Here is a 20,894-nt window from a genome sequence, read left to right as displayed (position 1 = left end):
CCGGTGTTCGACAATGTCGACCGCCGAACGGCAGTTTTCTCTCCTCCGTCTGTCCCGTCAATAGCTTCCGGCCGAGGACTCCAGATCGTGACCCGGGTCCATGGCACGGATCTAGAACCTTCCCGCGCCCAGGTCCCGGGAGACCGCGCGGGCGCAGTCCCGCACCGCCGCCACCAGGCGCGCCTGGATCTCGCCGTCCTCCTGGCAGACCCGCTCCACGGCCCCGGTGATCCCCACCGCGCCGACCGGCATCCGCCGCCGGTCCAGGATGGGCGCGGCGACCGAGGCCACGCCCTCCCACGTCTCCTCCAGGTCACAGGCCCAGCCCCGGGTCCTGGCGAGCTCCAGCACGTCCTCGAAGCCGGATGTGTCGGTGATCGTGCGCGGGGTGAGCGCGGGCCGCTCGTTCTCGGTCGCCTCGCTGTGCGCCACCGGGTCGTAGGCGGCGAGCACCTTGCCCAGCGCCGAGCTGTGCAGCGGCTGCATGGCGCCCACCTCCAGCACCTGCCGGCTGTCGTCCGGGCGGAAGACGTGGTGCACGATCAGCACCCCCGACTGGTGAAGAACCCCCAGGTAGACGGCCTCGCCACTGGACCTGGCCAGATCGTCGGTCCACACCAGGGCGCGCGCCCGCAGCTCGTGCACGTCCAGATAGCTGTTCCCCAGCCGCAGCAGCTCGGCGCCCAGCTGGTACTTGCCCGACGCGGTGTCCTGCTCGACGAAGCCCTCCTGCTGCAGGGTGCGCAGGATGCCGTGCGCGGTCCCCTTGGCCAGGTCCAGGGAGGACGAGATGTCGGAGAGGCCCAGCCGGCGCTCACCGCCGGCCAGCAACCGTAGGATCGCGGCCGCCCTCGCCAGCGACTGAATCGGTCCGGGCATCCGCCAACCTCCGCAAGTCGTTCGACATTGTCGAACTCCATAGTCTCAGAGACGATTCTGACACCTTCGTCCACCCCTCGGAACTCTTTCGAGGCGCGCGCACCGCGCCCGCTACCCTGGCCGGGCACGCAAAGCCGACAGCCGTCGCACCTCTGGGAGTACATCCATGGCCCCGCAGTCCTCCTCCACCCTCGCCAGCCAAGCCCGAGCCGACGCTCTGCGTCAGGCGTTCGCCACCAGGGTGGTGGTGGCCGACGGTGCGATGGGCACCATGCTCCAAGCCCAGGACCCCACCCTCGAGGACTTCCAGGACCTGGAGGGCTGCAACGAGATCCTGAACATCACCCGGCCCGACATCGTCCGGTCGGTGCACGAGGAGTACTTCGCGGCGGGTGTGGACTGCGTCGAGACCAACACCTTCGGCACCAACCTCGCCGCGCTCGGCGAGTACGACATCCCCGAGCGCATCTTCGAGCTCGCCGAAGCCGGTGCCCGGCTGGCCCGTGAGGTCGCGGACGGTTTCGCCACGCCCGACCGGCCGCGCTGGGTGCTCGGCTCCGTCGGCCCCGGCACCAAGCTCCCGACCCTCGGCCACGCCCCCTACGCCGCCCTGCGCGACGCGTACGAGGAGAACGTGGCCGGTCTGATCGCCGGCGGCGCGGACGCGATCCTGGTGGAGACCACCCAGGACCTGCTGCAGACCAAGGCCTCGGTCGTCGGCGCCCGCCGGGCCCTCACGGCGGCCGGCCTCAGCCTGCCGCTGATCTGCTCCGTGACCGTCGAGACGACGGGCACGATGCTGCTCGGTTCCGAGATCGGCGCGGCGCTGACGGCGCTGGAGCCGCTGGGCATCGACATGATCGGCTTGAACTGCGCCACCGGTCCGGCCGAGATGAGCGAGCACCTGCGCTACCTCGCCCGGCACGCCCGCACCCAGGTCTCCTGCATGCCCAACGCGGGGCTGCCGGTGCTGGGTAAGGACGGGGCGCACTACCCGTTGTCGCCGCAGGAGCTGGCGGACGCGCATGAGACGTTCGTGCGGGAGTACGGGTTGTCGCTGGTGGGTGGGTGCTGCGGGACGACGCCGGAGCATCTGCGGCAGGTGGTGGAGCGCGTGCGGGGCCTGGACCTGGCACCGCGCAGCCCGCGCCCCGAGCCGGGCGCCGCCTCGCTCTACCAGACCGTCCCGTTCCGGCAGGACACCTCCTACCTGGCGATTGGTGAGCGGACGAACGCCAACGGGTCGAAGAAGTTCCGTGAGGCGATGTTGGAGGGCCGCTGGGACGACTGCGTGGAGATGGCCCGCGACCAGATCCGCGAGGGCGCGCACCTGCTGGACCTGTGTGTGGACTACGTCGGCCGTGACGGCGCGGCGGACATGGCGGAGATCGCCGGCCGCTTCGCGACTGCGTCGACGTTGCCGATCGTGCTGGACTCCACCGAGGTCCCGGTGCTGCGGGCGGGGCTGGAGAAGCTCGGTGGCCGGGCGGTCATCAACTCCGTCAACTACGAGGACGGCGACGGACCCGAGTCCCGGTTCGCGCAGATCACGGCGCTGGCCGCGGAGCACGGCGCCGCCCTGATCGCGCTGACCATCGACGAGCAGGGCCAGGCCCGCACCCCCGAGCACAAGGTCGCCATCGCCGAGCGGCTGATCGAGGACCTGACCACCAACTGGGGCATCCTCGAATCCGACATCCTCATCGACTGCCTGACCTTCACCATCGCCACCGGCCAGGAGGAGTCCCGCAAGGACGGCCTGGCCACCATTGAGGCGATCCGCGAGCTGAAGCGCCGCCACCCGCTGGTGCAGACGACGCTGGGTCTGTCGAACATCTCCTTCGGCCTCAACCCGGCCGCGCGCGTCGTGCTGAACTCCGTCTTCCTCAACGAGTGCGTCGAAGCCGGCCTGGACTCCGCGATCGTGCACGCCAGCAAGATCCTTCCGATCGCGCGGCTCTCCGAGGAGCAGCGTGATGTGGCCCTGGACCTGATCTACGACCGGCGCAGCGAGGGGTACGACCCGCTGCAGAAGTACCTCGAGCTCTTCGAGGGTGTCGACATGAAGTCGGTCAAGGCGGGCCGTGCGGAGGAGTTGGCCGCGCTGCCGCTGGACGAGCGGTTGCAGCGGCGAATCATCGACGGCGAGAAGAACGGCCTGGACCGGGACCTCGACGAGGCCCTCGAAACCCGTCCCGCGCTGGCGATCGTCAACGACACGCTGCTGGAGGGTATGAAGGTCGTCGGGGAGCTGTTCGGGTCGGGGCAGATGCAGTTGCCGTTCGTGCTGCAGTCCGCCGAGGTCATGAAGACCGCGGTCGCCTACCTCGAACCGCACATGGAGAAGTCCGACGCCGACGGCAAGGGCACGATCGTGCTGGCCACCGTGCGCGGGGACGTGCATGACATCGGCAAGAACCTCGTCGACATCATCCTGTCGAACAACGGCTACAACGTCGTGAACCTGGGCATCAAGCAGCCCGTCGCGGCGATCCTGGACGCGGCCACCGAGCACAAGGCCGACGTGATCGGCATGTCCGGGCTCCTCGTGAAGTCCACCGTGATCATGAAGGAGAACCTGCAGGAGCTCAACCAGCGCAAGATGGCCGCCGACTACCCCGTCATCCTGGGTGGCGCCGCCCTGACCCGCGCCTACGTCGAGCAGGACCTGCACGAGATCTACGAAGGCGAGGTCCGCTACGCCCGCGACGCCTTCGAGGGCCTGCGGCTGATGGACGCCCTGATCGCCGTCAAACGCGGCGTCCCCGGAGCGGTCCTGCCGGAGCTCAAGCAGCGCCGGGTGGCCAAGCGAGAGAGCGTCGTGGAGGAGGAGCCCGAGGTCAACCTCGGGCAGATCCGTTCGGACGTGTCCGTGACCAACCCGATTCCGACACCGCCGTTCTGGGGCAGCCGGGTGATCAAGGGGATCCCGCTCAAGGACTACGCGTCCTGGGTCGACGAGGGCGCGCTCTTCAAGGGCCAGTGGGGTCTGAAGGAGGCCCGCGCCGGGGGCGCGACGTACGAGGAGCTGGTGGAGACCGAGGGCCGGCCCCGGCTGCGTGGTCTGCTGGACCGGCTGCAGACCGACGGCCTGCTGGAAGCGGCCGTCGTCTACGGCTACTACCCGTGCGTGTCCAAGGGCGACGACCTGATCCTCCTCAACGACGACGGCAGCGAGCGCACCCGCTTCACCTTCCCGCGCCAGCGCCGCGGCCGCCGGCTGTGCCTGGCGGACTTCTTCCGCCCGGAGGACTCCGGCGAGATCGACGTCGTGGGTCTGCAGGTCGTGACGGTCGGCAGCCGGATCGGGGAGGCCACGGCCGAGCTCTTCGCCGCCAATGCCTACCGCGAGTACATGGAGCTGCACGGGCTGTCCGTCCAGCTCGCCGAGGCCATGGCCGAGTACTGGCACGCGCGGGTCCGCAGCGAGCTGGGCTTCGCTGCTGAGGACCCGAACGAGGTCGAGGACATGTTCGCCCTGAAGTACCGGGGCGCGCGCTTCTCGCTCGGCTACGGGGCCTGCCCCGACCTGGAGGACCGGGCGAAGATCGCGGAGCTGCTGGAGCCCGAGCGGATCGGTGTGAAGCTCTCGGAGGAGTTCCAGCTGCACCCGGAGCAGTCCACCGACGCCATCGTCATCCACCACCCCGAGGCGAAGTACTTCAACGCCCGTTAGGCGCCCGTTGGGCTCCTGTCAAGCGTGTGTCGGCCATGAGCCGTACACTGGACGGTCCGGCACGGGCCGGTCGCAGCACTCCGATCGGAGAGTGCCGTGACCGGCCTTTGTGCCCCCTGGACCAGCTGAGGAGTGGTGCGCATGACCAGTAGCATTCCCGCCGTCGACACCCGTCCGGCCCAAGGCCGCGGGCTGCAGGCCGTGCTCCTCGACATGGACGGCACCCTGGTCGACACCGAGGACATCTGGTGGGCCGCCGAGGTGGAGGTCTTCGCGGCCCTGGGCCACGTCCTGGCGGCCGAACACCGTGCCGTGGTGGTCGGCGGGCCCATGGCCCGCAGTCTGGGCCACCTGATGACCGTCACGGGTGCCGACGCGACGCTGCTGGAGCTGTCGGCCGCGGTCAACGCGCGCTTCGTCCAGCTGATCGCCCGGGGCGTGCCGCTGATGCCCGGCGCCCGGCGGCTGCTGACGGAGCTCGCCGCGCACCAGGTGCCCACCGCGCTGGTGTCCGCCTCGCACCGGCACATCATCGACTCGGTGCTGCGCTCGCTCGGCGCGGAACACTTCGCGTTCACCCTCGCCGGGGACGAGATCGCCCGCACGAAGCCGTTCCCGGACCCGTACCTGCTCGCCGCCGCACGGCTCGGTGCCGAGCCGGCCCGCTGCGTGGTCGTGGAGGACACACCGACCGGGGTGGCCTCCGCCGAGGCGGCGGGCTGCCACGTGGTCGCGGTGCCCTCGATCGCCCCGATCGAGGCGGCTCCCGGGCGCACCGTGGTGCGCTCCCTGGAGCAGCTGAGCGTGCCTTTTCTGCGCTCTCTGAATGCGCCTGTTCACTGAGCGTACGCCGTTGAATAGTTCGGAAACTCTGGGCGTCTGCCCGCTCATTCCGCGTAACGAATGCGTTGGCCGAATTCCGACCTGCCCGATTTTTCACGGCGTGATTTTTGTCACTCGTCAGTTGGTCGACAGGTAGGCATACGCATGATCCGTTCGGGGAAAACGACGCAGAAAACGCGACGTTGTGTCCGGGTTGCGACACAGAGGGGCGGATCGTTCCATCGTCCGCATATCGGTACTCGCAGTGCCGTTATCGGGATGTGATTTTGCCTCAACTTCTTCGTGTTCTAGCGGAGTAGAGCGTTCCCACTAGTGTCCTGACTGGTCAATGCCGAATCGAACGATCGGCATTTGAGCAAGGGGAATCACTAGATGTCACGTACTAAGCGTGTCGTCGCCGCAGCTGCCGTGGCCTTCCTGGCCGTCGGTGTGACCGCGTGCGGTGGCAACAAGGACAATTCGGCGTCCGGCAGCAAGGGCGCCGTGATCGTCGGGACCATCGACTCCGTGTCGTCACTCGACCCCGCGGGAGCGTACGACTACGGCTCCTGGGAGGTCATCGACAGCGTTTACCAGAAGGTGATGCGCTTCCCGACGGGCGGCACCAAGCCGGAGCCCGACGCGGCCAAGTCGTGTGCTTTCACCGACCTGAAGACCTACACCTGCACCCTGCAGTCCGGTCTTCAGTTCTCCAACGGTGACAAGCTGACCGCGGCCAGCGTCAAGTTCTCGTTCGACCGCATGCTGAAGATCGCGGACCCGAACGGTCCTTCGAGCCTCTTCGGCACGCTGGAGTCGACCGAGGCCAAGGGCGCGGACCAGGTGGTCTTCCACCTGAAGAGCGCGGACTCCACCTTCCCGTCGGTGCTCGCCACCGACGCCGGTGCGATCGTCGACGAGAAGACCTTCCCGGCCGACAAGCTCCTCGCGGGCACCAAGGTGATCGGCTCCGGCCCGTACACCCTGGACAAGTACACCGCGAAGCAGCAGGCCTCCTTCAAGGTCAACGCGAAGTACAGCGGCCCGGTCAAGGCGCAGAACGACCAGTTCGTGCTGCAGTACTTCGCCGAGCCGTCGGGGCTGAAGGCGGCCGTCAAGAACGGCACCGTCAACGCGGCCTTCCGCACCCTGTCGCCGACCGACACCGCCGACCTGAAGACGACCAAGGGCGTCAAGGTCGTCGAGGGCACCGGCACGGAGAAGCGCTACTTCGTCTTCCACGCGAAGGTGAAGCCGTCGGACCAGAAGGCGGTCCGTCAGGCCGTCGCGCAGGTCATCGACCGCGAGGGCATCGCGAAGGACGCCTACAACGGCACCGTCGCCCCGCTCTACTCGATGGTCGGCAACGGCATCGACGGTCACACCGAGGCGTTCAAGGACAAGTACGGCACGCCCGACAAGCAGAAGGCCGCCGACATCCTGAAGGCCGCCGGCATCACCACGCCGGTCGCGCTGAACTACACCTGGACGCCGAGCCACTACGGTGCCGCGGCCGCCGACGAGGCCACCGCGATCAAGCGTCAGCTGGACGCCTCCGGCCTGTTCAACGTCAAGTTGAGCTCGACCGAGTGGCAGCAGTACCAGAAGGACGAGAAGGCGGGCAGCTACGCCTCCTACATGATCGGCTGGTTCCCCGACCTGCCGGACGCCGACAACGACGTGTCGCCGTTCCTGAGCAAGTCGCCGTTCCTGGGCACGGGCTACGACAGCCCGCAGATCCAGGAACTGCTGGTCAAGGAGCAGGGCTCCGCCGACCCGAAGGTGCGCAACGAGGCCTTCGCCGAGATCCAGAAGATCGTCGCCGAGGACGCTCCGATCATCCCGATCTGGCAGGGCAAGCAGACCGCTGTCGTGCGTGACGGTGTGACCGGCGTGGAAAAGGCGCTGGACCCGACGATGTTCCGCTTCTACGAACTCTCGACGGGCAAGTGACGGCCGGCCGGCCCGCGGGGGAGCAGCTCCCCCGCGGGCCGGCCGCCACTCCGGCTAAGAAAGACACCCCCTCATGAGCAAGCAGTCCGGGTCACTGCGCCGCTACATCCTCATCAGGATCGCGCTCGCCATACCCATGGTCCTCATCCTGCTGGTGATGGTCTTCGTCCTGATGCGGGTGGCCCCCGGTGACCCCATTTCGGCCTCCCAGGGCGGCAAGCTCAACGCGGCGGAACTCGCCGCGCGAAAGCATGCCGCGGGCTTCGACGCCCCGCTGTACCAGCAGTTCTGGGACTACCTGAAGTCCGTCGTCACCCTGAACTTCGGCACCACGTTCTCGGACCGCCGCAGCGTGCGTGACATCATCATCGAGAACGGCGGCGCCACCCTCACCCTGACCTTCGGGGCCCTGGTCTTCGCGACCGTCATCGGCATCCCGGTGGGCCTGCTCGCGGGCCGGCTGCGGGACAGCGCGATCGACGTGGGCGGCCGGCTCTTCGGCATCCTCAGCTACGCCGTGCCGGTCACCGTCGCCGGACCGATGCTGATGCTGGCGTTCGGCGCCACCTCCGGCCAGGCCTCGCCGCTGGTGCAGCTGAACGTGCCGACCCAGACCCACATCCTCATCGTGGACGCCATGATCGCGGGGGACTGGGACGCGGTGAGCGACATCGCCACCCACCTGGTCCTGCCCTCGGTCGCGCTCGGCCTGATCATCGTCGGTGTCTTCATCCGCATGATCCGCATCAACCTGATCCAGTCGCTGCAGGGCGACTACATCGAGGCGGCCCGCGCCCGCGGTGTGAAGGAGGGCGCCGTCGTCGGACGGCACGCCTTCCGCAACGCCATGGTCCCGGTGATCACGGTCCTCGGTCTGCAGGTCGCGATGCTGCTCAGCGGTGCGGTCCTCACCGAGAAGATCTTCAGCTGGCCCGGTATCGGCCGCCAGCTCATCGACTACATCACCCAGCGCGACTACGTCGCCGTCCAGGGCATCGTCACCGTCTTCGCCCTCGTCGTCGTCGCGATCAGCATGCTGATCGACTTCGTCAACGCGCTGATCGACCCGAGGGTGCGGTACTGATGACCCAGACAACGCTCCCCGTTCCGCTGGACCCGGAGATCACACCCAAGGCTCCGAGCCCCGGAAAGTCCGTCCGCTTCGGCGGTCTGCGACGCATCGTGATCGCCGTCCGGCAGGCCCACGGCGTGCCCAAGTTCATGCTGTGGACCGGCGCGGCCCTCACGGCGCTCTTCGTGATCACCGCGGTCTTCGCGCCGCTGATCGCGCCGTACAACTTCGACACGTACCAGGCCGACGGCAAGAACTTCCCGAAGCAGGGCGCGCCGGACGGCGACCACTGGTTCGGCACCACCGTGCAGAGTCTGGACGTGGTCTCCCGGACCGTCTACGGCGCCCGCACGGCGCTGGAGGTCATGGTCCTCGCCGTCGTCTTCTCGCTCGTCCTGGGGGTCCTCCTGGGCCTCCTGTCGGGCTACTTCGGCGGCTGGCTCGACCGCATCCTGGTGCTGGTGATGGACGCGCTCTTCGCGTTCCCGTACCTGCTGCTCGCCATCGTGACCGGCTTCGTCTTCTCCGGCATCACCGGCGGCGGCGTGGTGACGGCCGCGCTGTCGATCACCGTGGTCTACATCCCGCAGTACTTCCGGGTGGTCCGCGCCTCGGCGCTGTCCGCCCGTGAGGCCACCTTCGTGGAGGCGGCCCGCGCGATGGGTGCCAAGCCGTCCGTGGTGATCCGCAAGTACCTGTTCGGCAACGTCATCCAGTCGGTGCCCGTCATCGGCACGATGAACGCCGCCGACGCCATCGGCACGCTGGCCGGTCTGGGCTTCCTGGGCCTCGGCATCCAGCCCACCGACGCCGCCGAGTGGGGCTACGACCTCGACCGCGCGATCGACGACGTCAACGCCGGCATGTGGTGGACCACGGTCTACCCGGGCGCCGCCATGGTGATCGCCATCCTCGGCTTCACGCTGCTCGGCGAGGGCCTCAACGACGTCCTCAACCCCACCATGCGCCGCCGCCGCATCACCAAGGTGCTGCTGCCGGCGTTCAGCCGGCGCCGCGTCGTCACCGCGCCGAGCGCCGTCGACGTACCCGCGCAGGCCGTCGCGTCCAAGCCCGTCACCGCGAAGCCCGTCACCGCGAAGCCCGTCGTCGAGAAGGCCGTCACCGCGAAGGCCGTCACTCCGGACACCGCCACCGCGGAGGCCGCCACCGCAGAATCTGCAGAAGAAGGGGAGGCCGCGAAATGACCGAACCCGTTCTTTCCGTACGCGACCTGCGTGTCTGGTACGGCACCGAGCGCGGACCGGTCCGCGCCGTCGACGGCGTCAGCTTCGACGTCCGCCCCGGCGAGACCCTCGGCCTGGTCGGCGAGTCCGGCTGCGGCAAGTCCACCCTCGGCCGCGGCGTCCTGGGCCTGGCGCCCACCGTCGCCTCCGTCGACGGTGAAGTGATCCTGAACAGCAAGGGCGGCAAGGGCCGCAACCTGGTCGGCCTGCCGGCCAAGGAGCTGCAGAAGCTCCGCGGCCCGGACCTGGGGCTGATCTTCCAGGAGCCGATGACCCGGCTGAACCCGCTGATGCGGATCTCCCAGCACTTCGAGGAGGCCCTGCACACGCACCACAAGGACCTCTCGAAGAAGGAGCTGCGCGAGCGCGCTCTCGAGGCGCTGGCCGGCATGGGCATCCCGGCCAGCCGGTACGAGAGCTACCCCCACGAGTTCTCGGGCGGTATGCGCCAGCGCATCATGATCGCGCTGGCCCTCGTGCTGCGTCCGGCGTTCATCGTCGCGGACGAGCCCACCACCGCGCTCGACGTCCTCGTCGAGGCACAGATCATCAAAATCCTTGCTGATTTGCGCAAGAACTTCGACACATCCCTTGTGCTGATCACCCACAACCTCGGTATCGTCGCCGAAGCGTGCGACCGGGTCGCGGTGATGTACGCGGGCCACATCGTCGAACAGGGCGATGCCCGCGAAGTGTTCGCCAACCCGCAGCACCCGTACACCAAGGAGCTGCTCCGCTCCACGATCTCGCTCTCCACCACCGGACTGCACTTCATCCCGGGAAGCCCCCCGGACCTGGTGGTCCCCCCGGAGGGTTGCCGGTTCAGCCCGCGCTGCCCGGTGGCGATGCAGGGATGCGCGAAGGTGGAGCCGCCCGAGGTGGTCCTGCCGTCCGGCGTGCACAGCGTCTGCTGGCAGCAGGCGATCGAGGTCGACCCCTCGATGGCCGACGAGTTGGGAACGGGTGGGCGCGAGCCGCTCGCCGCCGTGAAGGAGATCAGCGTTGCTGACGAAGCCTGATACAGAAGCAAGCGGCGTCGTGGCACTCGACGACCGCGAGACGCTGGTCGAGATGGAGGACCTCGAGGTCCACTTCGGCATGCGGGGCAACGTCTTCGGCCGGCTCGCCGGCAAGACGGCCGGCGCGGTCAAGGCCGTCGACGGCGTGAACCTGAAGCTGCGCAAGGGCGAGGTACTCGGCCTGGTCGGTGAGTCCGGCTCCGGCAAGACCACCCTCGGCCGCACCCTGCTCGGCATGAACCGCGCCACCGGCGGCACCATCCGCTACCGCGGCGAGGACATCACCGAGTTCGGCGAGCGCAAGATGCGGCCGCTGCGCCGCAAGCTGCAGATGGTCTTCCAGGACCCGCACGCCTCGCTCAACCCGGCGATGGACATCCGCACCGCCGTCGGCCACCCGCTGCGCATCCACAACCTGGTGAGCAGCGACGCGGAGTACGACGCCAAGGTCATCGACGCCATGGAGCGGGTCGGCCTGACCCCTCCCGAGCGGTACCTGACGAAGTTCCCCGGTGACCTCTCCGGCGGCCAGAAGCAGCGGGCCGTGCTGGCCCGCGCGATCATCGCCGAGCCGGAACTCCTCGTCGCCGACGAGCCGATCTCCATGCTCGACATGAGCGTCCGCGCCAAGATCCTGCAGCTGATGCTGGACCTCAAGCGGGACCTGGACCTGACGTACGTCTACGTGACGCACGATCTGGCCAGCGCGAAGTTCTTCTGCGACACCATCGCGATCATGTACCTCGGCCGGATCGTGGAGTACGGGCCCACCGCGGAGGTCTTCGCCGACCCCAAGCACCCGTACACCAAGGCGCTGCTGGCGGCGATCCCCGAGCCCGACCCGACCCTGGCCGTCGAGCGCGAACTGCTGCGCGGCGAGATTCCGGACGCGGCCAAGCCGCCGCTCGGCTGCTCCTTCCACCCCCGCTGCCCGGTCGCCCTGGCCGGCTGCGGCTGGGAGGCGCGCGACCTGCGTGGCCTGCTGGAACGCCGGTGGCTGGAACTGTCGCCCGAGGAGGCGGGGAAGGAGCGGGCGCTCTTCGGCGATCTTGACGCGCTCTCCGAATCAGGCGTCACTTCTGCCGCAGTAGCCCCCGGCAAGGGCCACAGCGCGGAAGATGTGCTGGAATACCTCCGCCGGCTCCGTGAGGAGGCCTCGGCGGCCGAGCCGCGCGAGCCCTTCTGGCGGGGCGTGATCACGATGCACGCCGAAGGCGGCCGGGCCGTGGTGGAGTTCTCGCCATCACAGGACCCGCGGCTCAACCTGCTGCCGGAAACGGATGTCCAAGTGGCCTGCCACCTGTACCCCGGATCCGGCGGATAACCGCATCATCACCTACACGGTGGCGGGCGGCGCAGGCGTCGCGTCGCCCGCCCGGGAACGGTAAGGACCGACCGACTGAGCACTGAAGGACCCGAGGGAGAACGACGAGGATGAACCGTAAGCTACTGGTGCCCGCGATGCTCGTCGGCATCGTCGCACCCGCCCTCGCCGGTTGCGGCGGTTCGGGCAGTGGCGGTAACAGCAGCGGTAAGCCCATCGTCGTCGGGACCACGGACAGCATCAAGCTGACCAAGGAGAACCCGTCACCCCTGGATCCGGCCACGTCGTACGACAGCGCCACGTGGAACGTCTTCTACAACACCTTCCAGATGCTGCTGCGCTACCCGCGCAGCGGTACCACCCCGGAACCCGACGCCGCGGAGCAGTGCGGCTTCAGCGACCAGGTCGGGCAGGTGTACAAGTGCACGCTCCGCAAGGGGCTCCGTTTCTCCAACGGCCACGCCCTGACGGCCGAGGACGTCAAGTTCTCGGTCGACCGGATGCTGAAGATCAACAGTGACAACGGCCCCGCGTCGCTGATCTCCGGCGTCGCCACCGTGCAGGCGCCCGACGACCTGACGGTGATCTTCCACCTGAAGGCACCGGACACCACCTTCCCGCTCAAGCTGGCCACGCCCGCCGCGGCGATCGTGGACAGCGAGGTCTACCCCGCGGACAAGCCGTACGACGGTTTCAAGATCGCCGGGTCCGGCCCCTACGCCCTGGACGACTTCAAGCAGGACGACAAGGCCGTCTTCTCCGGGAACACGAGTTACCAGGGCTCCCTCAAGCTGAACAACAGCAAGGTGGAGCTGCGGATGTTCACGTCCGCGGACACGATGGAGGCGGAGCTCAGGAAGGGCACCGTCGACGTCGCCACCCGCACCATGCGTCCCGACCAGATCAACCGGCTGCTCAAGGCGGGCGACGGCGAGAACGTCAAGCTCACCGAAGCGGCCGGCACCGAGGCCCGCTACCTGTTCTTCGACACCACGGACCCGGCGGTCCGGCCCAAGGCCGTCCGTCAGGCCGTCGCCCAGGTCCTGGACCGCCAGGCGCTGACCCGCGATGTCTTCCAGCGGACCGCCGAGCCGTTGTACTCGCCGGTCCCGGTGGGCATCACCGGGCACGCCAACTCGTTCTTCAAGACCTACGGGGACCCGAACGCGGTCAAGGCCAAGGCGCTCCTGCACGCGGCCGGGATCGACAACAAGGTCGCGTTCGACTACTGGTACCGCAAGGACCTCGCCGGCTCCAGCAACAAGGAGGAGGCGGAGGCGATCAAGGCGCAGCTCGACGCGAGCGGCCTGTTCGACGTCACGCTCAAGAGCGAGGAGTGGACGGTCTTCCTCACCGAGGTGAAGAAGCACAAGTACGCCGCCTACGCTCTGAGCTGGCTGCCCGACTTCCCGGACCCGGACAACTACATCGCGCCGTTCTTCGACCAGGGCAACTTCCTCAAGCTGCCCTACCAGAGCGAGGTCATCCAGCGCGAGGTGATCCCGCAGACCCGCCAGCAGTCCCAGCGCAGCGCCACCATCACTGATTTCGAGACCGCTCAGAAGATCATCGCCCAGGACGTGCCGATGCTGCCACTGTGGCAGGGCAAGCAGTACATCGCTGCCCGCAGTGACATCACCGGCGTGGAATGGGCGCTCAACTCCTCCACCACCACCCAGTTCTGGGAGCTCGGGCGGGGTGTGACGCGTTGATCAGCACATACATAGGGAGAACGTCGAGGATGAATCGCAAGCTGCTTGCGCTGCCGATAGTCGTGGGTCTGATGACGCCCGTGCTCGCCGGTTGTGGATCCGGCAGTGGCAGTGGGGACGACGGCAAGGCGATCGTCTTCGGCACCACCGACGAGTTCCACCTCACGACGCAGGCACCGGCGCCGTTGGACCCCGTCACGGGCTACGACATCCAGACCTGGAACGTCTTCTACAACACGTTCCAGACACTGCTGCGCTACCCGCGCAGCGGCACGGACCCGGAACCCGAGGCCGCCAAGGAATGCCACTTCGCCGATGGGGTCGGCGAGCAGTACCGCTGCACCCTGCGCGACGGCCTGGAGTTCTCCAACGGTCACGCGCTCACGTCCAAGGACGTGAAGTTCTCCATCGACCGCATGCTCACGATCAAGGACGAGAACGGCCCCTACAGCCTTCTCACCAACATCGACAAGGTCGAGACGCCGGACGACGCGACGGTGGTCTTCCACCTCAAGGACCCCGACGCCACCTTCCCGTACAAGCTGGCCACGCCCGCCGCGGCCATCGTGGACAGCAAGGTGTACGACGCGAAGAAGCAGCACCCGGGCTTCGACATGACGGGCTCCGGGCCGTACCAGCTGGAGTCCTTCAAGGAGGGCGAGTCGGCGGTCTTCACGAAGAACCCGCACTACAAGGGCACGATCAAGCTCAACAACAGCAAGATCGAGCTCAAGTTCTTCAAGAACTCCACGGAGATGGAGAAGGCGCTCGAGGCCGGTGACATCGACGTGATGAACCGGACGATGACGCCGGAGCAGCTCAACCGTCTCAACATCAGCACCACCGGCAACGTCAAGCTGACCGAGACCGCCGGCACCGAGATCCGCTACCTGGTCTTCAACACGGCCGACCCGGTCGTGAAGCAGAAGGCGGTCCGTGAGGCCTTCGCCCAGATCGTGGACCGGCAGGCCATCACGCGCGACGTGTACAAGCGCACCGCCGAGCCGCTCTACTCCATGATCCCGGCGGGCATCACCGCCCACGCCACCTCGTTCTACAACGCCTACGGCGAGCCGAACGCGGCCAAGGCGCGCAAGCTCCTCAAGGACGCCGACATCACCGCGCCGGTCGAGCTGACGCTCACCTACACGACCGAGCACTACGGCGAGGCGACGAAGCAGGAGTTCGAGCTGCTCAAGAAGCAGCTCGACGCCAGCGGACTGTTCAAGATCAAGCTGCAGCCGGTCTCCGACTGGCACTCGTACACCGACGGCGGGCGCAAGCACCAGTACCAGGTGTACGGGATGGGCTGGTTCCCCGACTTCCCGGACCCGGACAACTACGTCTCGCCGTTCCTCGCGAAGGACAACTTCCTGGAGCTGGCGTACGCGAACCCGGTCATCCAGAGCCAGCTGATCAACGCCACCCGGCAGAAGACGCAGCGCAGCGCCACCTTCTCCGACTTCTCGCAGGTGCAGAAGATCATCGCCGGTGACGTGCCGCTGCTGCCGCTGTGGCAGGGCAAGCAGTACCTCGCCGCCCGCAAGGACATCACGGGCACCGAGTGGACCCTCAACGCGTCCTCCACGACCCAGTTCTGGGAGCTGGGACGCGGCGTGACGGGCTGATCAGGCCACCGCGACGGGCTCGGACGACACGGTCGTCCGAGCCCGTCGCGCTGTCCACGGGCAGCGGGTGGACCCTGACCCCGGCGCAGACCGCGGCATCGGGGCCGCCGGGCGCGCCGCCCGGCGGGAGGAGGCGAGCACGGTGCTGCTGACGACGGGGAGTTCGGACACGCGGCCGTCCTGTCGCCGAAGACGCTGCGTCGGTACGACGAACTCGGAGTGTTGCCGCCCGCCCGCGTCGACCCGCTGACCGGCTGCCGGTTCTACGATCCGGCGCAGCCGGAACGGGCCGGGCTGGTGGCCTGGCTCGCGGCCGGCGATGAGTTCCGGCCCGCCGGCCGGTCTGTCGTGAGAGAAGCCCACGACAGGAGGCCGACGGTGAGTGCAGCCGACGAGGTGCCGGAGCGGCCCGGCGGGCGGCCGGAACAGGAGCCGGACGCGGTCGTCTGGGTCCTGGCCGGCCCGCTCACCCGCGCCCGCGTCCCCGAACTGTGCGCACGCCTGCGGAACCGGCTGCACGGCGTGGAACCCGGCTGGGTGACCTGCGACGTGGCCGCGCTCACCGACCCGGACGCGGCCACCGTCGAAGCCCTGGCCCGGCTCCAGCTCACCGCCCGCCGGCTGGGCAGCCGCATACGGCTGCGCGACGCCGGCGGCCGGCTGCGCGGCCTGCTGGCCCTGACCGGGCTGCGGGACGTGCTGCCCCTGGAGCCGTCACGTCCCCCGCCCTCAGGGCTCCAGCCGAGGAGGCAGCCCGAACAGCGGAAACAGGTGCGCGGTGTCGAGGAACGAGTTGATCCCGGTGATCCGGTCCCCTGAAATCTCGATGACCTGCAGTGCCCACGGCACGTGCCCGCCGTCGGAGCTGGGCCGGTACTGGCCGAAGGCCGGTGAGCCGTTGGCCGTCACGGGCAGCAGCCGCGAGCCCGCGCAGCCTATGCCGGTCCCCGACATCCAGCCGCGGATATCCGCGGGACCGCGGAACCACAGCTCGTACGGCGGCATCGACAGCGTCGCGTCCTCACGCAGCAGCTCGGTGAGCGAGTCCAGGTCGTAGCGCTCGAAGGCGTCGACGTAGCGGGCCAGCAGGGCGCGCTGCGCCTCGTCCATCGGCCGGGCCGGGTCACTGACGGTGACGTCGCCCGCGGCGAGCGCCGAACGGGCCCGCTGCAGCGCGCTGTTGACCGACGCCACCGTCGTGTCGAGCAGCTCGGCGACCTCGCTGGCCTTCCACGCCAGCACCTCCCGCAGGATCAGCACCGCGCGCTGCCGGGGCGCCAGGTGCTGCAGCGCGGCGACGAACGCCAGCCGGACCGAGTCGCGCTGCGCGGCCACCTCGGCCGGGTCGCCGCCCGAGGGCAGCATCCGCGCGTCCGGCATCGGCTCGATCCACGTCGCCTCCGGCAGCGCCGGGGTCAGGGGCGAGGAGGACGGGACGGGGGACGCCAGATCCATCGGGCGGGCCCGGCGCTCGCGCGCCTTGAGCATGTCCAGACAGACGTTCGTCGCGATGCGGTACAGCCACGACCGCAGCGACGCCCGGCCCTCGAACCGGTCGAAACTCCGCCACGCCCGGACCATCGTCTCCTGAACGGCGTCCTCCGACTCGAACGCCGATCCCAGCATCCGGTAGCAGTAGCCGGTCAGTTCCACCCGGTGCCGCTCCAGCTGCAGCTCCGACGCCACGCCGTCCATTGCCGCGAGATCACTCATCGGGGGCCCCTTGTCGACCGTCGGCCGTCAGCTCCAGCCGTTGCGACCGATCCTAGGCGGGGGGTCTGACAACAGGCCCGGGATCGCTCCGACCCTGCTGTTTTCCTCCTCCGGTGGGCGAACCCGTGGGAAGATCCCGGGCGAGCAGATCCATCATCAATCCGTCGTGCCACGATCCGTCCGGGCCGCGCTCGTAGTCGCGCATGACGCCGACCGGCCGGAATCCCGCCTTGGTGTAGCAGCGGATGGCGGCCGCGTTGTCGGCCGCCGGATCGATGACCAGCCGGTGGTGCCCGTGCCCGGTGATCAGATGGCCGGCGAGGGTGCGGACGGCGTCGGTGCCGAGCCCGCGGCCGTGCCAGGCGGGGTCGAGGTAGATGTCGATGTTCGCGTGCCGGTAGTCCGGCTCCTCCTCGGCGCTCCACTGGATCGCGCCCGCCACCCGGCCCTCGTACTCGATGACGAAGTGCTCGGTGTCCCGCTCGGCGAAATCCTCGGCGATGGACGCGGCCATGCCGTCCAGATCGCCGCGCCACCGCGCGTACACCTCGGGCGTCGAGCGGATCGCGGTGAGCGCGGGGATGTCCGCGGCCGTGGCCGGACGAAGCGTGACCGAGGCGCCGTGAAGAGTGGTCTGCATGGCGGGGACGTTACCCACCGGCCGCGGCGCGGTCAGGACAGCCGCCCCGGCCACTCAGCCCGCTCCGGGGCGCACCAGCCCGCTCTCGTACGCGTACACCGCCGCCTGGACGCGGTCGCGCAGGCCCAGTTTGGTCAGCACGTGGCCGACATGCGTCTTCACGGTCGTCTCGCTGACGAACAGCTCCGCCGCGATCTCCGCGTTCGACAGCCCCCGGGCGACCAGCTTCAGCACCTCGACCTCGCGCTCGGTGAGGGTGTGCAGCGGCTGCGGCACGGAGTCCTCGCCGGAGGGCAGCCGCCCCGCGTACTTGTCCAGCAGCCGGCGGGTGATGCTGGGCGCCAGCATGGCCTCGCCCGCCGCGACCACCCGGATGGCCTGCACCAGCTCGGCGGCCGGCGCGTCCTTGAGCAGGAAACCGCTGGCACCGGCGCGCAGCGCCTCGACCACGTACTCGTCCAGGTCGAAGGTGGTCAGCACCAGGACCTTCGCCGGTCCGTCCCGCCCGGGGCCGGTGATCTGGCGGGTCGCCTCGACCCCGTCCATCCGCGGCATCCGGATGTCCATCAGCACCACGTCGGGCTGCAGCGCCCGCACCTGGTCCAGAGCCTGCTGGCCGTCCCCGGCCTCACCGATCACGGCGAGGTCCGGCTCAGCCTCCAGAATCATGCGGAAGCCGGTACGCAGCAGCGGCTGGTCGTCCACCAGTAGGACGCGAATCGCCACAAGATCTCCCTCGTCGTTGCCGGACCCGCCCCATTCTTGCCTAAGGGCTGTCCCGTAATTCCTGGCGGGCGCCCGACGACGGCTACGGCACCTCGCCGCGTTGTCGGAACGCCCGAATACATCCTGTATGCGGGCGCCCCTCCGCCGTGCGATGCACCGCATCTGACGCCGCGCGCTGATCCACCAGGGATTACGGGACAGCTCTAGACCAGGTCGTCCCCGGACGGCGCGGGGGCCGGGAGCGGCAGCGGATAGGGCGGGGGAGTGCCCCCGAACTCCGGACAGAACGCCTGGTGGTCGCACCAGCCGCACAGCTTGGTCCGTCGCGGCAGCCACTCGCCGCTCGCGGTGGCCTCGCGGATCGCCTCCCACAGCGCCAGCAGCTTGCGCTCCACGCTCCGCAGGTCCGCCTCCGACGGGTCGTACATGATCACGTCGCCGCTGCCGAGGTAGACCAGCTGCAGCCGGCGGGGCACCACTCCGCGCAGCCGCCACAGCACCAGGGCGTAGAACTTCATCTGGAACAGCGCCTCGCCGGCGTACTCCGGGCGCGGAGCCTTGCCCGTCTTGTAGTCGACCACCCGCAGGTCGCCGGACGGCGCCACGTCGAGCCGGTCGACGTACCCGCGCAGCGTCAGCCCCGAGTCCAGCACCGTCTCCACGTACATCTCCCGCTCGGCGGGCTCCAGCCGCGTCGGGTCCTCCAGCGTGAACCAGCGGTCGACGAGCTGCTCGGCGCTTTCCAGCCACCGGGTGAGCGCGGGCCCGTCCGCCACCTCGAAGAGCTGGGCCAGCTCCGGCCGCGCGGCCAGCAGCTTCTCCCACTCGCCCGGAACCATCGAGCGGGCACGGTCCGCCGTTCGCTCGACGGCGGGCGCGTCGAAGAGCCGCTCGAGCACCGCGTGCACCACGGTGCCCCGGGTGGCGGCCTCGCTCGGCTTCTCCGGCAGCTTGTCGATCACCCGCAGCCGGTACAGCAGCGGGCACCGCATGAAGTCCGCCGCCCGTGACGGCGAGAGCGACGACGGTGGCCGGGGAGGGATGTCTGCGGTGCTGGTGCCCATGGCAGACGACCCTACGGCCTCCCACCGACAGCCGGTGTCGGCCGCGGACCACCGGGCAATACCATCGATGGCAGAGCCCCTCGCATCGCATGATCCACTCGATCGGTGTGCGAGGGTTCACACATGAACGAGGGGAACCAGTGAGCGAGAGCGGGCAGCCGCCGTCCCAGGGCACGCAGGCCCAGCCGGGGAACGGTCAGAACAAGCGCCCGCGCGAAGTCGGCGGCGGCATCCTCATGGGCCGCATCTTCGGCGTGCCCGTCTACGTCGCTCCCAGCTGGTTCCTGGTCGCGGCCCTCATCACCTGGGTCTTCGGCGGCCAGCTCGACGAGGTGCTGCCCGAACTCGGCAACATCCGCTACCTCGTCTCGCTCTTCTTCGCCGTCGCCTTCTACGCCTCGGTCCTCATCCACGAGCTCGCGCACACCGTCGCCGCCCTGCGCTTCGGCCTTCCCGTGCGCCGCATCCAGCTGCAGTTCTTCGGCGGCGTCTCGGAGATCGAGAAGGAGTCCGAGACCCCCGGCCGGGAGTTCGTCCTCGCCTTCGTCGGCCCCCTGCTCTCCCTGGTGCTGGCCGGCGTCTTCTACGGCGGGATGCAGCTCGTCGAGCCCGGCACCGTCCCCGGCGTGCTGCTCGCCGGCCTCATGATCAGCAACCTGATCGTCGCCGTCTTCAACCTGCTGCCGGGCCTTCCGCTGGACGGCGGCCGGATGCTCAGGGCCGTCGTCTGGAAGATCACCGGCAAGCCGATGAGCGGCACCGTCGCGGCCGCCTGGACCGGGCGCGCGCTGGCCATCGCCGTCCTCGGCCTGCCCCTGCTCACGTACGACAGCACCGCCGACAGCAGCGGCTTCGACTCGCTCACCGACGCGCTGCTCGCCGCGATCCTCGCCGCGATCATCTGGACCGGCGCCGGGAACAGCCTGCGCATGGCCCGCCTGCGCGAACGCCTCCCCGCGCTGCAGGCCCGCGCCCTCACCCGGCGCGCCGTGCCCGTCAGCTCCGACACCCCGCTGTCCGAGGCGCTGCGCCGCGCCAACGAGGCCGGCGCCCGCGCCCTGGTGGTCGTCGACGGCCAGGGGGACCCGACCGCGGTCGTCCGCGAGGCCGCCATCGTCGGAATCCCCGAGCACCGGCGACCCTGGGTCGCCGTCAGCGGCCTGGCCCAGGACCTCAAGCCGGGGATGCGGGTCTCCACCGAGCTGGCGGGCGAAGACCTGCTCGACATACTGCGCGCGACCCCGTCGACGGAGTACCTGGTCGTCGAGCCGACGGGCGAGATCTACGGAGTGCTGTCAACGGCGGACGTGGAGAAGGCCTTCCTGGCGGCCATGGCCCGCCCCCAGGCCTGAGCAGCAACCCCAGAGGTCTGCAGCGCCGGCCCGGAACCCCCGGCGGCGAACCGAGCCCCAAAAAAGCCAG

General features: G+C 69.1%; 16 protein-coding genes and 1 pseudogene. 12 read left to right on the top strand and 5 right to left on the bottom strand.

Annotated features, from left to right (window positions below; genetic code table 11):
* Positions 1 to 111: 111 nt before the first annotated feature.
* Positions 112 to 879 carry an IclR family transcriptional regulator gene (locus M2266_RS07520; RefSeq protein ID WP_277437452.1) on the bottom strand — a complete coding sequence of 256 codons (768 nt, stop codon included), beginning with the start codon at positions 877 to 879 and terminating at the stop codon, positions 112 to 114.
* Positions 880 to 1,045: 166 nt separating this feature from the next.
* Here M2266_RS07520 and metH point away from each other — a divergent pair, with 166 nt between their 5' ends.
* From metH to M2266_RS07465, 11 genes and pseudogenes are all read left to right on the top strand, one after another.
* A complete protein-coding gene (gene metH / locus M2266_RS07515; RefSeq protein ID WP_277437451.1) occupies positions 1,046 to 4,555 on the top strand; it encodes a methionine synthase in 3,510 nt (1,169 codons plus the stop codon).
* Positions 4,556 to 4,696: 141 nt separating this feature from the next.
* Positions 4,697 to 5,398, top strand: coding sequence for an HAD family phosphatase (locus tag M2266_RS07510; RefSeq protein WP_277437450.1), 702 nt, complete (start codon positions 4,697 to 4,699; stop codon positions 5,396 to 5,398).
* A 372-nt stretch (positions 5,399 to 5,770) separates the two neighbouring features.
* The gene (locus M2266_RS07505; protein WP_277437449.1) at positions 5,771 to 7,330 is read left to right on the top strand and encodes an ABC transporter substrate-binding protein; all 1,560 of its coding nucleotides are present in this window, start codon (positions 5,771 to 5,773) and stop codon (positions 7,328 to 7,330) included.
* Positions 7,331 to 7,403: 73 nt separating this feature from the next.
* The gene (locus M2266_RS07500; RefSeq protein ID WP_277437448.1) at positions 7,404 to 8,414 is read left to right on the top strand and encodes an ABC transporter permease; all 1,011 of its coding nucleotides are present in this window, start codon (positions 7,404 to 7,406) and stop codon (positions 8,412 to 8,414) included.
* A complete protein-coding gene (locus M2266_RS07495; protein WP_277437447.1) occupies positions 8,414 to 9,607 on the top strand; it encodes an ABC transporter permease in 1,194 nt (397 codons plus the stop codon). The genes M2266_RS07500 and M2266_RS07495 overlap by 1 nt, the downstream gene beginning before the upstream one ends.
* Entirely contained in the window at positions 9,604 to 10,665 is a 1,062-nt protein-coding gene (locus M2266_RS07490; protein ID WP_277437446.1) for an ABC transporter ATP-binding protein, read from the top strand. The genes M2266_RS07495 and M2266_RS07490 overlap by 4 nt, the downstream gene beginning before the upstream one ends.
* Positions 10,649 to 11,989, top strand: coding sequence for an ABC transporter ATP-binding protein (locus M2266_RS07485; RefSeq protein ID WP_277437445.1), 1,341 nt, complete (start codon positions 10,649 to 10,651; stop codon positions 11,987 to 11,989). Before M2266_RS07490 ends, M2266_RS07485 begins: the two co-directional genes overlap by 17 nt.
* Before the next feature lie 110 nt (positions 11,990 to 12,099).
* Positions 12,100 to 13,701, top strand: coding sequence for an ABC transporter substrate-binding protein (locus M2266_RS07480; protein WP_277437444.1), 1,602 nt, complete (start codon positions 12,100 to 12,102; stop codon positions 13,699 to 13,701).
* A 29-nt stretch (positions 13,702 to 13,730) separates the two neighbouring features.
* Positions 13,731 to 15,329 carry an ABC transporter substrate-binding protein gene (locus tag M2266_RS07475; protein ID WP_277437443.1) on the top strand — a complete coding sequence of 533 codons (1,599 nt, stop codon included), beginning with the start codon at positions 13,731 to 13,733 and terminating at the stop codon, positions 15,327 to 15,329.
* Positions 15,330 to 15,509: 180 nt separating this feature from the next.
* Positions 15,510 to 15,638 (top strand): annotated as a pseudogene (locus M2266_RS07470) (MerR family transcriptional regulator); the annotation flags it as partial.
* Positions 15,639 to 15,707: 69 nt separating this feature from the next.
* Entirely contained in the window at positions 15,708 to 16,148 is a 441-nt protein-coding gene (locus M2266_RS07465) for an STAS domain-containing protein (protein ID WP_277437442.1), read from the top strand.
* Here M2266_RS07465 and M2266_RS07460 read toward each other — a convergent pair.
* From M2266_RS07460 to M2266_RS07445, 4 genes are all read right to left on the bottom strand, one after another.
* Positions 16,059 to 17,042, bottom strand: coding sequence for a sigma-70 family RNA polymerase sigma factor (locus tag M2266_RS07460; protein ID WP_277437441.1), 984 nt, complete (start codon positions 17,040 to 17,042; stop codon positions 16,059 to 16,061). The two genes, M2266_RS07465 and M2266_RS07460, sit on opposite strands and share 90 nt — an antisense overlap.
* A 52-nt stretch (positions 17,043 to 17,094) precedes the next feature.
* The gene (locus tag M2266_RS07455; RefSeq protein ID WP_277437440.1) at positions 17,095 to 17,682 is read right to left on the bottom strand and encodes a GNAT family protein; all 588 of its coding nucleotides are present in this window, start codon (positions 17,680 to 17,682) and stop codon (positions 17,095 to 17,097) included.
* Between the two features lie 54 nt (positions 17,683 to 17,736).
* Positions 17,737 to 18,408: a response regulator transcription factor gene (locus tag M2266_RS07450; RefSeq protein ID WP_269269365.1), complete on the bottom strand. Its 672-nt coding sequence runs from the start codon at positions 18,406 to 18,408 to the stop codon at positions 17,737 to 17,739.
* A gap of 203 nt (positions 18,409 to 18,611) precedes the next feature.
* Entirely contained in the window at positions 18,612 to 19,472 is an 861-nt protein-coding gene (locus M2266_RS07445; RefSeq protein WP_277437439.1) for a PD-(D/E)XK nuclease family protein, read from the bottom strand.
* Between the two features lie 140 nt (positions 19,473 to 19,612).
* On the opposite strand from M2266_RS07445, the gene M2266_RS07440 reads away from it, so the two are divergent.
* Positions 19,613 to 20,824, top strand: coding sequence for a site-2 protease family protein (locus M2266_RS07440; protein ID WP_277437438.1), 1,212 nt, complete (start codon positions 19,613 to 19,615; stop codon positions 20,822 to 20,824).
* Positions 20,825 to 20,894: the final 70 nt, after the last annotated feature.

It is taken from the genome of Streptomyces sp. SPB162, assembly GCF_029504575.1.
Classification (GTDB): domain Bacteria; phylum Actinomycetota; class Actinomycetes; order Streptomycetales; family Streptomycetaceae; genus Actinacidiphila.
The sequence above is the reverse complement of the archived record's forward strand: the minus strand, read 5'-3'. Positions and strand labels throughout refer to the sequence as shown.

Excerpts from the sequence above, each read along its gene's own strand:
- M2266_RS07475 (WP_277437443.1), top strand. The coding sequence starts at position 13,731 with ATGAATCGCAAGCTGCTTGCGCTGCCGATAGTCGTGGGTCTGATGACG.
- M2266_RS07500 (WP_277437448.1), top strand. The coding sequence starts at position 7,404 with ATGAGCAAGCAGTCCGGGTCACTGCGCCGCTACATCCTCATCAGGATC.
- M2266_RS07455 (WP_277437440.1), bottom strand. The coding sequence starts at position 17,682 with ATGCAGACCACTCTTCACGGCGCCTCGGTCACGCTTCGTCCGGCCACG.
- M2266_RS07510 (WP_277437450.1), top strand. The coding sequence starts at position 4,697 with ATGACCAGTAGCATTCCCGCCGTCGACACCCGTCCGGCCCAAGGCCGC.
- M2266_RS07445 (WP_277437439.1), bottom strand. The coding sequence starts at position 19,472 with ATGGGCACCAGCACCGCAGACATCCCTCCCCGGCCACCGTCGTCGCTC.
- M2266_RS07490 (WP_277437446.1), top strand. The coding sequence starts at position 9,604 with ATGACCGAACCCGTTCTTTCCGTACGCGACCTGCGTGTCTGGTACGGC.
- M2266_RS07460 (WP_277437441.1), bottom strand. The coding sequence starts at position 17,042 with ATGAGTGATCTCGCGGCAATGGACGGCGTGGCGTCGGAGCTGCAGCTG.
- M2266_RS07495 (WP_277437447.1), top strand. The coding sequence starts at position 8,414 with ATGACCCAGACAACGCTCCCCGTTCCGCTGGACCCGGAGATCACACCC.
- metH (WP_277437451.1), top strand. The coding sequence starts at position 1,046 with ATGGCCCCGCAGTCCTCCTCCACCCTCGCCAGCCAAGCCCGAGCCGAC.
- M2266_RS07480 (WP_277437444.1), top strand. The coding sequence starts at position 12,100 with ATGAACCGTAAGCTACTGGTGCCCGCGATGCTCGTCGGCATCGTCGCA.
- M2266_RS07505 (WP_277437449.1), top strand. The coding sequence starts at position 5,771 with ATGTCACGTACTAAGCGTGTCGTCGCCGCAGCTGCCGTGGCCTTCCTG.
- M2266_RS07520 (WP_277437452.1), bottom strand. The coding sequence starts at position 879 with ATGCCCGGACCGATTCAGTCGCTGGCGAGGGCGGCCGCGATCCTACGG.